The organism is Nocardiopsis sp. ATB16-24, assembly GCF_030271535.1.
In the GTDB taxonomy this organism is placed as follows: domain Bacteria; phylum Actinomycetota; class Actinomycetes; order Streptosporangiales; family Streptosporangiaceae; genus Nocardiopsis.
Map to the genome: position 1 here is coordinate 428294 of NZ_JASCXJ010000002.1, position 14277 is coordinate 442570.

Here is a 14277-nt window from a genome sequence, read left to right on the forward strand (position 1 = left end):
ACGAACTCCGGTCTCCTCCCTGTACGGTGTCCCGAACGTTCTACCCCGACCAGGAGTGGACATGAGGGGTATTATTCTCGCCGGAGGGCGGGGGACACGTTTGCACCCCGTCACCCGCGCAACTTCCAAGCAGTTGCTTCCGGTCTATGACAAGCCGGTCATCTACTATCCGCTCTCGGTGCTCATGCTTATCGGCATCCGAGAGATATTGATTATCTGTACCCCCGAGGCGGTATCCGGATTCCGATCGCTACTCGGTGATGGACGACATCTGGGAATCTCGATCTCGTACGAGACACAGGAGGAGCCGAGGGGAATCGCGGAGGCGCTTGTCATCGGGGAACGTCACATCGACGGAGAACCGTGTGCGCTGGTGTTGGGGGACAACCTGTTCTACGGCCCCACTCTCGGCAGAACGCTGCGCGACGCCGCCGACTCCCTTGAGGGATGCGTCCTGTTCGGAAAAGAGGTCGCCGATCCGCAGCGCTTCGGTATAGCGGAGTTCGACGCGTCGGGCAACCTCGTCTCCATCGAGGAAAAGCCCGCGTATCCCAGATCCAAACACGCCGTGACCGGTCTTTACCTCTATGACGGGCGCGCGAGCCGGATCGCCGCGGACGTCCGCCCCTCCCCGCGCGGGGAGCTGGAGATCACGGACGTGAACCAGGCCTACGTGGAGGAGGGGAGCGCGCGCTTCGTGCCGCTGGGGGACGATTGCACCTGGATCGACGTGGGGACCGAGGAGTCCCTGTTCGACGCCGGTGACCGTGTCCGCAGGCTGGCGCAGGAGCACGGGGTCCGGGTGGGATGCGTGGAGCAGGTGGCCCTGGAAATGGGGTTCATCGACGCGGACGAATGCTCCCGCCTGGGAAGGGAGTCGGGCGACTCCCCGTATGGCCGGTACGTGGTAGACGTGGCTCGAAGTCTCAACGGCACATATCGCGAAGGTGAGTCCCCTTGAGAATATTGGTCACTGGCGGGGCGGGGTTCGTCGGATCAAATTTCGTCCGGCGGGTGGTCGCGGGATGCTATCCCGAATTCGGGGGCGCCGAGGTCGTGGTGCTCGACAAATTGACCTACGCCGGAACGATGGAGAGCATAGATTCCGTTCTCGGAGACCCTCGGGTGCGCTTCGTCCAAGGGGATGTATGTGACGCCGACCTGCTCGACGATATTCTTCGCGGGGTCTCCCTCGTCATCCATTGTGCGGCGGAATCGCATGTCGATCGTTCGATCACCAGTGGGTACGACTTCATCACCACGAACGTGAAGGGGACTTTCACCCTGCTCGATCGCGCCATGCGGGCAGGGGTCGAAAAGTTCGTCCATGTGTCGACCGACGAGGTCTACGGTGACATCAGATCGGGTTCGTGGGACGAGCAGGAGGCCCTGGAGCCGAACTCCCCCTATGCCGCCTCCAAGGGGGCATCGGATCTCATCGTTCGGGCGTTCCACCAGACCTACGGTTTTCCCACATGCATCACCCGGTGTTCCAACAACTACGGTCCATATCAATTCCCCGAGAAGCTGATACCGCTTTTCATCACCAACCTTCTGGACGGTAGACCTGTCCCTCTCTACGGTGACGGGGGAAATGTTCGCGAATGGATTCACGTCGATGACCACTGTGACGCCATAGCCCTGGTCGCACTGCGCGGCCGGCCGGGACGGCGGTACAACATCGGTTCCTCGGAGGAGCTGACCAACGAGCAGGTCACGGCGATGCTGCTGGAGGCGATCGGTGGAGACTGGTCGCTCGTCCGCTACGTGGCCGACCGCAAGGGGCACGACAGGCGGTACTCCGTCGACTTCTCCAGGATCCGGGAGGAGCTGGGCTACCGCCCCACCGTGGACTTTCGCACGGGACTCGCGGAGACCATCCGGTGGTACACCGACAATCGCGCCTGGTGGGAACCGCTGAAACACCGCCTGCCCCTGGCCGAGGGAGACGCGGCGTGGGCGCCCTGACCCGGTCCTCGGCCACGGGCGGTCGTCCCGCCAGCGGGACGGCCGTCGAACGCACCGATGCGCGACGCTCGGCCCCGGGCTCCGCGTTCGCCTCCCGTCGACGCCTTGCAGGAGAGGAGCGCCCGTGAAGGGCTACGAGCAGATCTCACCGGAGCAGCTGCTCAGCGCGGACCTGAGCGCGCCGGAGTGGACCGAACGTCCGTGGACGGTCCGGTGGGACGGGTCGACGGAACCCCCCGAGGAGGTGGTGCGCCGCACGCTGGGCGACGTGGTCGACTTCCACACCTCGGGAAGCACGGGCGACGGCCGCACGTGGCGGCGGGACCGGGAACAGCTGTGGGCGGAGGCGGGCCTGATCGGCGACATGCTGACGGCGGATCGCCCCGAGGCCGTGCTCTCCTTCGCCCCGCCCCGGCACATCTACGGGATGATCGCCACGGTGCTCGTCCCCGCGCGCCTGGGGCTCCCCGTCTGGTATCGCCCCCAGTTCGCCCCCATGCCGGAGGACACCCCTCACCGGCGTTGGGCGGTCATGGCCATTCCCTGGACGTTCCGCCTCCTGCGACAGCGATTGTCGTGGGCACGGGGAATGCGGCGGCTGAGCATAGTGCACAGCACCGCCATGCTGCCGGCGGCCGCCGGAGAACTGCTGGACGAACTCGGGGACACCGCGTCGATCCTGGAACTGTTCGGCTCCACCGAGACCGGGGCCGTGGCCACCCGCCGTTCGGGCGAGGGGGACCGCCACTGGAGGCTGTGCCCCGACGTGGAACTGCTACAGCCGCGCCCCGGTGACGAAGGGGAGGCGCCCCTGGTGGTACGCAGTCCCCGGCTCGCCCACGCACCGGAGGGCGGGGCCATGACCGAGTGGCGGATGGACGACTACGTCAGGGCGCTGGACGAGCGGACGATCGCGATGACGAATCGGCGCGGTCGCCTCGTGAAGATCAACGGTCGTAGGTTCGACCTCGACCTGTTGGAGGAGCGGGTCCGCTCCGCGGTCCCCTGCGTCGACGCGGCCTGCGTCCCGGTGAGCGACCCCGTGATCGGTGAGCACTTCGACGTCCTCCTCGTGCCGGCTCCCGGAGACGCGCCCGGGGACATCGACCTGGCCGCGCTGCGGTCGGCACTCCCGTGCCGGCCGAGACGGGTCATGGCGGCGGACAGGATCGACCGTTCGGAGACTGGCAAGCTGAGGCGCCTTCAGACCGGAGACCGGTCGGAACTGGGGAGGAACAGTGCACGGTAGACCGCGATCCCTCGACGAACTGCTCGATGCGGCGGCGTGGGAGGCGAAGATCGCATGTGACGAACAGGACGCCTCGCGGATGCGCTCCGGCGTGAGCACCCTGGAGAAGGCGCTGGCCGACGGGCAACAGGTGTACGGGGTGAGCCGTGGCTTCGGCCCCCTGGTCGCCTTCGCCGCCGCGGAGTCCGTCGAGGAGCAGGGGCGCGGACTCATCTCCCACCTGGGCACCGCTCAGGGGGAGGCTCTGCCGGCGGACGTGAGCCGACTCGCGGTGTGGCTCCGGTTGAACAGCATGCGCTCGGGATACTCGGCGGTCTCCCCCGAGTTCTGGCAGAGGCTGGCCGACCTGTGGAACCGCGGGTTCACCCCGGTGATCCCCCGCGACGGCACGGTCAGCGCCAGCGGTGACCTCCAGCCCCTGGCCAGCGCCGCCCTGGCGTTCGCCGGGGAGGGCCACTGCTGGAGCCCCGACGGCGAGGGAGGCAGGACGCGGCGCCCGGCCACCGACGTGCTCGACGAACTCGACGCGCGGCCGATCCAGTGGCGCGCACGGGAGGCGCTGGGGTTCGTCAACGGCACCGCCGTCAGCCTGGCCGTCACGGTGCACAACCACCGACAGGTGCTCGCGCTGCTTCGCGCCGCGGCGCTGCTCACGGGCCGCCTGGCCACGCTGCTGGGCTCGGACCCCGTCGCCTACCACCCGAACCTTTCGAAGGTGCGCGGCCAGATCGGACAGTCGACCGTGGCCCGGTGGATCCGCTCGTACATGCCCGCATCCGCCGAGCGGTCCCCCTCCCGCCCCCTTCAGGAGCCCTACAGCCTGCGGTGCGCTCCACAGGTCCTCGGCGCGGTGCTGGACCAACTTGAGGCGATGGAGGCCATCCTGGTCCGCGAGGCCGTCGGAACCACCGACAACCCCGTCTTCGTGGAGGACGAGGTCCTGCACGGGGGGAACTTCCACGCCATGCCGGCCGCCCTGTGCTCGGACCAGCTGGGACTGTGCCTCCAGCAGATCGCCTTCCTGGTCGACCGCCAGCTCGCGCTGCTGTGCGCCCCCGAGAGCAACGGCGGGCTGCCGCCCATGCTCACTCCCAGGGCCGGCGCGGGAAGCGGACTGGCGGGGGTGCAGATCAGCGCGACCTCCTTCGTCAGCCGTATCCGCCAGCTCGTCGTCCCGGCCACGCTCACCGCCCTGCCCTGCAACAACGGCAACCAGGACCACGTCCCGATGGCGCTGAACGGGGCCAACGCGGTCGCTGAGGCGGTGGGGCACGCATGGAACGTCCTAGGTTCCCTCGGGGTGGGCGTGGCCCAGTGCGCCGCCCTGACCGGCGCCTCCTCCGGAGACGACGAGCGGTGGAAGGTGCTGGCGGAGGTCTGTCCGCCGCTGGACGCGGACCGGCCCCTGGCCGCCGAGGTCCACACGGTCGGGCGACTCCTCCAGGGGTGGGGCCACGAACTGGCCCGAGGGGGGAACGAGAACCCGTGACCCCGGAAGCCGCCGGTGACCCCGGTCAGTTCACCAACGAGGTCGTCTGGAACCGGCTGGACGGCGGACATTCCATGATCGGTCCGTTCTCCGCCGCGACCATCGACCGGATGCTCCAGGGCGCCCGTCTGGGGAAGAACCCCCGGATCCTCGACATCGGTTGCGGACTGGGGGCCTGGATTCTGCGTGCTCTGGAGCTGTACCCCGACGCCCACGGCGTGGGCGTCGACGTCTCCCGGGCCCATGTGGAGCGCGCCAGGGCCGAGGCCGAACGCCGTGGTGTCGCCGACCGCTTCACCGGCCAGGTGGGCGACGCCTGGGACCTGGTCCGGACCGGGGACTTCGACCTGGTGATGTGCGTGGGCCTGAGCGACGTGCTCGGCGGTACGGGCACGACCCTCAGAGAGCTGATACGCCCCCGGCTCCGGGACGGGGGCGTGGTCGTGCTGGGAGAGACGTTCTGGCGGCGCCCGCCCGACGAGGCGGCACTGCGGTCGCTGGGGGTGGCCGAGGACCGCTATCGGGACCTGGAGGGCGTGTTCGACGAGGTGATCGCCGCCGGAGGGCTTCCCGTCGACGCCCATGTGAGCACCGAGACGGAATGGGACGCGTACATGTGGGCCTGTGTGCGGGCCCTGGCCGACTGGGGGCTGGACGAGGCGCCGCCCGAGGAACAGGGGGAGATCCTCCGGTTCATGGCCGACTACCGGGACGCCTGGCTGCAAGGTTTCCGCGGAAAGCTGGGTTTCATCACCCTGCTGCTGCGGCCCGTACCGCTGCGGCTGAGCGTCCTGGCCGGCCGACGGCCGGCCTGGGCACCGCCCCCCTGGACGGCGTGACGCCCCACCGCCTCCGGAGGAGGGGATTCCGATTCCGGACGCCCGGCGGTGCGGGCGCCGGCAGACGACGTGGCGTCGCTCGCCCAGGGCGCGCGTTCCGTCAACCGTTCACGGCCCCGTTCCACCGAGGCGCCGTGGGGAGATAGGGAGAAAGATGCGTACACCCCAACTGTGGCTCAGTGGTCTGGGGACGTTCGTGCCCCCGTCCGTCAGTGTGCGGTCGGCTCTGGAGCAGGGGCTGTGCACCGAGGAGGAGGCCGCCTCGCACGAGATGACCGGTGCCGCGGTCGCCGGCCCGGTTCCGGCTCCGGAGATGGCCCTGAGGGCCGCCCGCGAGGCGTTCGCGCAGAGCGGTGCGGCTCCCGCGGACACGCGCCTGCTGCTGTACGCCGACACCTGGCACCAAGGACCGGACGGCTGGTTCCCGCAGTACCACCTCCAGCACCACCTGGGCACCGGTGACGCACTGGCGATGGAGGTACGGCAGGGATGTGTCGCGCTGTTCAACGCCCTGGAGTTGGCGGCGCCCCACGTGAGCGGCGGTGACGAGGACGAGTGCGCCCTCCTCGTCGCGAGCGACAACTACGGCACCCCGGGCGTCGATCGGTGGCGCACCGGCGACTTCGTCCTGGGCGACGGAGCCTGTGCGCTGGTCCTGAGGCGGGATCGCGGCTTCGCCAGGATCCTCTCCGTGGGGTCGATGGTGGTCCCCGAACTGGAGGAGATGAGCCGCAGCGGAGAAGCGGAGTTCCCGCCGGGGGCCACCACCGGCACGTTCTTCGACCTCAAGGGCCGGGTCCAGGAGTTCGGCCGGGTCGGCGAGCAGCGCAGCGACACGAAGCTGGCCTGGCTGGTGCTGCAAAAGAAGATGCTGATGCTGATCAACCGCACGCTCGCCGAGGCGGGCATCACGATGGCCGATGTCACCCGCGCCTCGCTCACCAGCCTCGCGCCGCACTCCTTCGAGCACCGGTGGCTGGACCTTCTGGGACTGACGGTGGACGAGACCACGTGGGACTACGGCCGCGGCATCGGCCACATCGGTGCAGCCGACCCCTTCCTGGGACTCCGGCACCTGATCGACGGCGGTGAGGTGAAACCCGGCGACCACGTTCTGCTCGGCGGAGTGGGTTCGGGGGTGACCGCCGCCTGCGCGGTCGTGCAGATCACCGACACCATGCCGGAGGGCGGTTCCCAGCCGTGAGCCCTGAACCTCCCGCGACTGGGGCGGGAACCGACCTACCGAATGGAGCGTGACGCGTGCTCGACAACATGGAGATCTACGTACAGGCCGATTCCCTCTTCTACGAGGATCCGCGTCACTGGGCCAGGGGGCCGAAGTTCCTCGACACCCCACAGTTCTCCGTGAGCGGGCGCGAGTGCCCTCCCGGGTGGAGCCGCACCGATCACGGCCTGTGGACCTACGTGTTCCCCGAGGCCACGGAGCTTCCCGACCAGGGCTGGAAGATCCACGTCTCCGCGACCCTGGACAACGGCGACGCCCTCTGTAACGCGGTGTGGGACTACTGCACGACCCGGGGGATCCCCTTCAAACACCTGCTGGACCGCAAGATCCAGTACCTGTGCAACTCCAAGTACGCCCCACGGGGCTCCAGCGGCAAACTGATCACGATCTACCCTCGCGACGAAGCGGAGCTGGAGTCGATCCTCACCGGACTCTCCGAGCGGGTCGAAGGGCAGGAGGGCCCCTACATCCTCAGCGACCTGCGTTGGGGGGAGGGGCCGCTCTACGTGCGCTACGGCGCGTTCGCCGACCTGCGATGCGTGGACGCCGACGGCCGATCGGTGCCCGCCATCCGTCGCCCGGACGGCGTCCTGGTCCCCGACAAGCGCCGTCCCGGCTTCACCCCGCCTTCGTGGGCGCGATTGCCCGCGTTCCTCGAACCGCATCTCCAGGCGCGCGGAGGTGGCGGGGGCACCCAGCCGTACAGGGTGGACAAGGCCCTGCACTTCTCCAATTCCGGCGGGGTCTACCTCGCCACCCGCCTGAGCGACGGAGAGGAGGTGGTGCTGAAGGAGGCCCGGCCGCACGCCGGTGTGGACGGCAACGGCGACGACGCCGTCACCCGCCAGGAGCGGGAGGAGAAGGCGCTGCGCCGACTCGACGGGATCCGGGGGATCCCGCGACTCCACGACGCCTTCACCCTGGGCGGCCACCGCTTCATCGTGCAGGAGTACCGGGAGGGCCTGCCCTTGTACTCGTGGTGCGCCGCGTACCACCCCCGGGTGATCAAGGCCGACCCCCCGGAGAAGGAGGTCGCGGACTTCACCGCCCGACTTCTGGAGGTACTGCGCCGGGTCGAGGAGATCGTCGCGGCGATCCATGAACGCGGACTGGTCGCCGGGGACCTGCACATGAACAACGTGCTGGTCGGTCCGGACGACGAGGTGACGGTCATCGACTTCGAGCAGGCGTTCGAGATCGGGGAGGAGTGGCGCCCCGGCCTGGGCGCCCCGGGCTTCGCCACCGCGCACCGTCAGGGCACGGGTATCGACGAGCACGCACTCGCCATGCTCCGCCTGACGTCGTTCCTGGCGTTCGCCCCCATCACGAGCCTGGCCCCGGCCAAGGCCGAGGAGTACATCGGCATCATCGAACGGGAGTTCCCCGTTTCCCCCGCATGGATCCGCGAGACCACCGAGCGGCTGGAACTCGAAGGCTCCTCGGAGCCGGACCCCGCCCGTGAGGCGGCCTCCCCGGAGGAACTGGAGGCGAAGCTGGCGGCGGCGGTGGTGGAGTCGGCGACTCCCGACCGGGAGGACCGCCTCTTCCCCGGCGACATCCAGCAGTTCGTCTCCGGAGGTCTCGGGATCGCCTACGGCGCCGCCGGCGTGCTGTGGGTCCTGGACGTCTGCGGCCACGGCCGCCATCCGGAGTTCGAGCGGTGGCTGATCTCCGCGGCGCGTCGGGAGAAGAGCCTCAATCCGGGCTTCTACGACGGAGCGGCGGGCATCGCCTACGTGCTCGACCGCCTGGGGCACCGGGAGGAGGCCGCACAACTGCTCGAACGGTACGCGGCGGCGCCACGCGGCGGGGTCTCCCTGTTCTCCGGACTCTCCGGCATCGGCGCCTCCCTGCTCCACTTCGCCGAAAGCCATGACGACTCCCGTCACCGCGACGAGGCACTGGAACTGGCGAACCGGATCGGGGACCACGTGACCAGCGGCAAGAGGCCCGGTCCCGAAGGAACGGTGTCAGGCCTCCAAGCGGGACTCATGAGGGGGTGGTCGGGAGCGGCCCTGTTCTACCTCCGTCTCCACGAGCACACCTCGGACCCCTCCTGCCTCGACCTGGCCCTGCGCGCCGTCCACCGCGACCTCGACCAGTGCGTCACCAACGACGACGGCGCGCTGGTCATCGACGACCGTGGCGTTCGGGGACTGCCGCACATCGAGGCCGGCGGCCTGGGGCTGGCGCTGGTCGTCGACGAGGTGCTCGCCTACAGGGAGGACGACCGCCTGAGAGAGGCGCTCCCGGCGCTGGCGAGATCGGGACTGCCGCAGCTGACGGTGCGCGGCGACCTGTTCTTCGGCAAGGCGGGGCAGCTCGCGGCCATGGCCCGGATCGGCAAGGACGACCAGGCGGTCCGGCGTCGCACGGACGAACTGAGGCGCTACCTGGTCCCCTACCGCGACCACCTGGCCCTGCCCAGCGGTCGCGGGTTCCGGCTGTCCATGGACCTGGCCACCGGCACCGCGGGGGCGCTGCTGGCCCTGGCCGCCGCGCGCGGCGGCGGCAGCCCGTTCCTGCCCTTCTTCCGCACGACCTCTGCCGACACGGACCTGGGAGGTACCGAATGACCGCGACCCGAGTACCCGCGCAGGCGGCCAACCGCGGCCTGGGCCATGACCTGCGCGTGGCGAGGGTGGTACTGGTCCGGGACCTGATGCGGTTCCTGCACGACGTGGGACGGGCCGTGTCGACCCTGCTCCAGGGCGTCATGATGCTGTTCGTGATCGGCGTCGGTTTCGGTTCGCTGATGCCCGACGCCCCCGCCGGGGTGGAACTGACGACGGTGATGTTCCCCGGTGTGATCGCCATGCTCGTGATCAGCACCGCCATCGCCTCGGCGGGGTCGATCGTCTCCGACCGGGAGTTCGGCTTCCTCCGCGAGATACTGGCGTCGCCGGCCAGACGCAGCGCGATCGCCCTGGGCAAGGTGCTCGGCGGAGCCGTCCTGGCGGTGTTCCAGGGAAGCCTGATCCTGGTCATGGCGGGCCTGGCCGGCATTCCCTACGAGCCGATGCTCCTTGTGAAGCTCGCGGGACTCATGTGCGTGCTGGCGCTCACGACGTCCGCGCTGGGCGTGCTGACGGCGACACTGGTGCGTCACCCCGAGGCCTTCCTCGGGATCTCGCAGATGGCCATCACGCCGCTGGTCCTGCTCTCCGGCGCGCTGTTCCCGATCGCGAACCTGCCCTCGTGGCTCAAGGCCGTGGCCGTGGTCAACCCGATCACCTACGCGGTCGACCCCATGCGCAGAGTCGTGTTCGAACGGGTGGAGACCACACCGGAGGCGGAGGCCCTGTTCAACCCGGGGGTCACGTGGTTCTCCTGGCAGGTTCCCGGAAGCGTCGAGGTCCTGATGGTCGGCGGTGCGGGACTGGTGTTCCTCGCCCTGGCCGTGCGGAGGTTCAACAAGATGACCTCCTGAGCCGGCACACCTCGCTGTGCCGGCCCAGGAGCCGTCCTCACGACGCCGGCGCGCCGCTCAGGTGACGCTCACCTCAGGGACGTAGCGGATCCAGCGGCCGCCGGCCTCCTGGAAGGCCTTCTCCTTCGCCATGATCTCCTCGGCGTGGTTCCACGCCAGCAACAGCGCGTACTCGGGATAGGAGCGGCGGTACTCCTCGGGGCTGCGCACGGGGATGTGCATGCCGGGGGTCACCCGACCCTGCTTGGCGGGGGTGCTGTCGCAGATGAACTCCAGCAGATCCGGGCCGATGCCGCAGTAGTTCAGCACGGTGGCGCTCTTGGCGGTGGCGCCGTAGCCGACGACCCGCTCTCCACGGTCCCGGATCCGCTTCAGCTCGTCGACCAGTTCGGTGCGCACGCGCTCGACACCGGAGACGAAGCGGGAGAGCGTGTCCGGCGCGGTGAGCTCCCGCCTCTCCTCCTCGGCGATCCTCGCCGCCACCGCGTCCGACGGCCGACGCGCTCCGGCGTGGACCAGGGTGTAGCGGAGCTGGCCGCCGTGGGTGGGGAGGGGTTCCACGTCGACCAGTTCCAGGCCGCTGAGCTCTGCCATCCTCGCCACCGACTGCGCGGTGAAGAAGAAGAAGTGCTCGTCGTAGATCTGGTCGAACGACGTGCGCTCGATGATGTCCCCGAAGTAGGGGTCCTCGAAGACGAACACGCCCCCCGGGGCCAACAGGGCCTTGATGCCCCTCAGCACCGAGTCGACGTAGGGGATGTGGGAGAAGGTGTTCGCCGAGTAGATCACGTCGGCGTGCCCCTGGGAGTCGAGGATGTCCAGGGCGGTGGACTCCTCGAAGAAGTCCTTGCGCACCGTGACCCCCTCCGACGCGGCGAGGTCGGCCACTCCGCCGGAGGGCTCCACGCCGACATGGCGTACACCCGAGGCGGCGATGGTCCTGAGGAGCACTCCGTCGTTGCACCCGATCTCGACGACGAAGGGGTCGGACCCCTGGAGCTCTGTGGCCAGCAGCCTCTTCGCCATGCCCTCGAAGTGCGCGCGCATGACGGTGGAGCCGGAGGACAGGTACGGATAGTCCTGGTGGAACATCCGCTCCCGAGGGACCTCCTCCATGAGCTGGACCATCTGGCAGCCGCGGCAGGCTCCCACGGAAAGACGGTAGAAGAACTCGGGCTCCCGCGATTCCGGCAGGCGGAACGCGTCGGCCAGGGGCTGGCGCCCGAGGTCGATGAACTCGACCACCTCGCCCGAACAGATACGGCACTCGGATGTGATGGCCATGGGCTACTCCTTGTCAGTCGGTTGGTGGGGAGGGCCACGAGTCGACCCACGGCGCGGGTCCGGAACGGAGTCCGGCCGCGAAGGCGGAAAGCTCGGGCGTGATGCCGATGTCAGTCGGGTGCGCTGTCCGGCTGCTGCAACCACCAGGGGTTGGCCCGCGCCCAGTCGATGGTCCGACCGAGTCCCTCGCGGAGGCCGGTGCTGCTGCTCCACCCCAGCACGGACCTGGCCTTCCCGGTGTCGGGAACGCGTCGGACCATGTCCTGGTAGGCGTTCCCGAACTGTTCTCCCGTGGCCAGGTGCGAGAAGTCGACGTCGAGGCCGGTCAGCTCGATGATCAGTTCGACGACGTGCCGGATGGGCACCTCCTCGGAACTGCCGACGTTGAAGCACTCTCCGTCCGCCGCGGGGTCGCGGCCGATGGACACGGTGGCCTCCACCGCGTCCTCGACGAAGGTGAAGCTCCTGGTCTGTCTTCCCTGGTCGTAGACGACCGGAGCGAGCCCGCGCAGCGCCCGGTGCACGCTGCGACTCACGAGGAACGCCGGCCGCTGCCGAGGGCCGTAGAGGTTGAAGTAGCGGACGATCGAAGCCCGTAGACCGTGCTGGCGGATGAAGGCGAAGACGAAGTGCTCGGCGAGCGCCTTGCTGGAGGAGTACCCCCACCGATCGGCGGCGGTGGAGCCCAGTACGCGCTCGGCCTCCTCCGTCCAGGGCACGTCGGGGTTCTTGCCGTAGACCTCGCTGGTACTGGCGAAGACCACCTTGGCCCCCACGCGCGCGGCCAGGTCCAGGACGTTGCGGGTGCCGGCGACGTTGACGTCGATGACGTCCAGAGGACGCCCCAGATAGTGGTCGACGCCGACCACCGCGGCCAGGTGGTAGACGGTGTCCACACCGTCGGTGATGACCTCCGCGAGCCGGTCGCGGTCCCGGACGTCGCCGGTCACGTGGCGGCTGCCTTCGGGGCGGCCGTGCTCGGCGTGGTCATGGGAGTCGAAGGCGATCACGTCATCACCGGACTCGGCGAGCCGCTGCACCAGATGACTACCGAGGAAACCCCGTCCCCCGGTCACGACAACCGTGGCCATAGCCGTTACCGTCCAATCCCGCGATAGGAGAATCCCGCCCGCCGGAACGACGCGACCACGTCGGCGGGGAAGTAGGCGCGTCCGTCGACGATGGCGCAGTCCCGTCCGACCCTGTCGCTCAGGCCGGGAAAGTCGATCTGGTGGAACTCGCGATGCCAGGCCAGGACCGCCAGGCAGTCGGCCCCGTCGACCGCCGCCTCCAGCGTCGGACTCAAGGGCCTTCCGAAGATCCGCTGTGCCTCGTCGCGGTCCACCAGCGGGTCGTACAGGGAGACGTCCGCCCCGGCGGCCACGAGCTGTGCGACCACGGGTGCGGTGGGGGTCTCCCGCAGGTCCCCGGTGTTGTTCTTGAAGGCGAGCCCCAGGACGGCGATCTTCGCTCCCCGCGCGGACTTGCCCGCCTCCTCCAGCCCGTCGAGGACGAGCCGGGCGGTCAGTCCCGGCATCGCGTCGTTGACCTGCCGCGCCGTGCTGATCGTCGCCAACTCCACGCCCCTCTCGCCGGCCGCGCGCCACAGCATCCAGGGGTCCTTGGTCAGACAGGAACCGCCCACCCCCACACCGGGGAGCAGGACGTTGACGCGGCCGTTGCCCTTGGGGATGGAGTTGGCCGCCTCGATGACCTCCATGACGTCCACGTCGAAGGAGGAGCACACCTGGGCCAGTTCGTTGGCGAGGGCGATGTTGTGGTCGACCCACCAGTTGTTGGCGAGCTTGGCGAGTTCGGCGGCCTCCAGCGAGGAGCAGCCGACCACATGGGAGCCGAGTCCGCGCCGCCAGAACTCCGCGGCGGCCGCGGAGCTGTCCTCGCACCATCCGCCGACGATGACCGGAAGGCTGCGCAGCTCGGCGAGGGCCGCGCCCTGGGACAGCCGCTCCGGGCAGAACGCCAGTCCGAAGTCCTCGCCGCACACCAGTCCGCCGCCCTCCAGCAGGGGGACCACCAGCCGGCGGACCGTGCCCGGGGGCACCGTGCTCTTGACGATGACGAGCTGGCCCGGACGCAGGTGGCGGCCGAGTTCCTCGCAGCAGCGGCGCAGTTGGGTGTCCACCAGCCGACCGCGGTCACGGGCCGGAGTGCCCACCGAGACGATGACCACGTCGCAGGCCGTGACCTCGCCGTAGTCGGTGGTGAAGCCCAGTCGGCCCGCCTCCACTCCTTGGGAGAACATCTCGGGCAGACCGGGGTCACGGAAGCGGCTGCCCCCGCCGCGCATCTCGGCCACCAGCCGATCATCGGTGTCGACACAGGTGACGTTCAGGCCGCTCTCGGCCAGGGTCGCGGACAGGCACGAACCGACGTATCCCATACCGATCACGGATACGGCGAGGTCCCTTCCATCCGGCAGGAAACGCATGTGAACTCCGTTCGGGGGTCATCCGACAGGGTGGAATGGGGCCATCGGGTCCATGCGCCAGTGCATATTCCGGGCGTTCGGGTAGGGGGTTGTTCGCGGGCCAGAGTACACGCGGGAGAGGAATTTTCCCACGGTGTACCAAGGCTTCCTTTCTCGGTTCGGACGAGGCGGATTCCCTGGCTGACGGAATTCTCCACTGGACGGAGGGTTCCCGAGTTCTTCATTCCGTAGAGAAGCGGGAAGTGAATTAAGGTGTGCGGGCCGATGTTAGCCGACACCGTCGACCGTAAGACAACCCTCCTCGTCCAGGTGTCTCAATGATC

The 14277-nt window shown here is 69.1% G+C and carries 11 protein-coding genes; 8 read left to right on the forward strand and 3 right to left on the reverse strand.

Features of this window, described 5'->3' with window-relative positions:
• Positions 1-61 precede the first annotated feature (61 nt).
• The 8 genes from rfbA (at position 62) to PFX91_RS04060 (ending at position 10221) form a co-directional block, all read left to right on the forward strand.
• Positions 62-961, forward strand: a complete 900-nt coding sequence (rfbA, locus tag PFX91_RS04025) for a glucose-1-phosphate thymidylyltransferase RfbA (RefSeq protein WP_285729466.1) — start codon at positions 62-64, stop codon at positions 959-961.
• Positions 958-1968, forward strand: a complete 1011-nt coding sequence (gene rfbB, locus PFX91_RS04030) for a dTDP-glucose 4,6-dehydratase (RefSeq protein WP_285729467.1) — start codon at positions 958-960, stop codon at positions 1966-1968. Before rfbA ends, rfbB begins: the two co-directional genes overlap by 4 nt.
• 124 nt (positions 1969-2092) lie before the next feature.
• Positions 2093-3217, forward strand: coding sequence for an AMP-binding protein (locus PFX91_RS04035; RefSeq protein ID WP_285729469.1), 1125 nt, complete (start codon positions 2093-2095; stop codon positions 3215-3217).
• The gene (locus PFX91_RS04040; protein WP_285729471.1) at positions 3207-4706 is read left to right on the forward strand and encodes an aromatic amino acid ammonia-lyase; all 1500 of its coding nucleotides are present in this window, start codon (positions 3207-3209) and stop codon (positions 4704-4706) included. The genes PFX91_RS04035 and PFX91_RS04040 overlap by 11 nt, the downstream gene beginning before the upstream one ends.
• Positions 4703-5545, forward strand: a complete 843-nt coding sequence (locus PFX91_RS04045) for an SAM-dependent methyltransferase (RefSeq protein WP_285729472.1) — start codon at positions 4703-4705, stop codon at positions 5543-5545. The genes PFX91_RS04040 and PFX91_RS04045 overlap by 4 nt, the downstream gene beginning before the upstream one ends.
• Before the next feature lie 154 nt (positions 5546-5699).
• Entirely contained in the window at positions 5700-6749 is a 1050-nt protein-coding gene (locus PFX91_RS04050; RefSeq protein ID WP_285729473.1) for a ketoacyl-ACP synthase III family protein, read from the forward strand.
• A gap of 56 nt (positions 6750-6805) precedes the next feature.
• Complete coding sequence (gene lanKC, locus PFX91_RS04055) at positions 6806-9367, forward strand: class III lanthionine synthetase LanKC (protein ID WP_285729474.1); 2562 nt, start codon at positions 6806-6808, stop codon at positions 9365-9367.
• Positions 9364-10221: an ABC transporter permease gene (locus tag PFX91_RS04060; RefSeq protein ID WP_285729475.1), complete on the forward strand. Its 858-nt coding sequence runs from the start codon at positions 9364-9366 to the stop codon at positions 10219-10221. The genes lanKC and PFX91_RS04060 overlap by 4 nt, the downstream gene beginning before the upstream one ends.
• 57 nt (positions 10222-10278) lie before the next feature.
• Here PFX91_RS04060 and PFX91_RS04065 read toward each other — a convergent pair whose 3' ends face one another.
• The 3 genes from PFX91_RS04065 to PFX91_RS04075 form a co-directional block, all read right to left on the reverse strand.
• Positions 10279-11505 (reverse strand): class I SAM-dependent methyltransferase, encoded by a 1227-nt coding sequence (locus PFX91_RS04065; RefSeq protein WP_285729476.1) that lies wholly within the window; start codon positions 11503-11505, stop codon positions 10279-10281.
• Positions 11506-11615: 110 nt separating this feature from the next.
• Positions 11616-12596, reverse strand: coding sequence for an NAD-dependent epimerase/dehydratase family protein (locus PFX91_RS04070; RefSeq protein WP_285729478.1), 981 nt, complete (start codon positions 12594-12596; stop codon positions 11616-11618).
• Positions 12597-12601: 5 nt separating this feature from the next.
• The gene (locus PFX91_RS04075; protein WP_285729479.1) at positions 12602-13954 is read right to left on the reverse strand and encodes a nucleotide sugar dehydrogenase; all 1353 of its coding nucleotides are present in this window, start codon (positions 13952-13954) and stop codon (positions 12602-12604) included.
• Between the last annotated feature and the right edge of the window lie 323 nt (positions 13955-14277).